Annotated in this window: 1 pseudogene; it reads left to right on the plus strand. The window is 47.1% G+C overall.

The window, feature by feature from the left end:
- A pseudogene (locus AC2Q9J_RS18225) lies at positions 1-255 on the plus strand (DNA polymerase I); the annotation flags it as partial.

The raw sequence follows: 255 nt of genomic DNA on the forward strand, positions 1-255 counted from the left end.
CTCGATCAATACGAGGCGGATGATATCATCGGGACGCTCTCAAAAGACCCGACTTTTGATCAGGTGACGGTTGTGACGGGGGATAAGGATTTACTTCAATTGATCAATGAACGTGTGACGGTCTATTTGACGAAACGAGGCATCACCGATGTCGGGAAAATGACCGTGACCGCGTTCAAGGCACGCTACGACGGACTACAACCGATTCAGATGATTGACCTAACAGGATTTATGGGAGATAAATCTGAGAACATT

The sequence above is a fragment of the Planococcus sp. RAB007_Raresut genome, assembly GCF_057369535.1.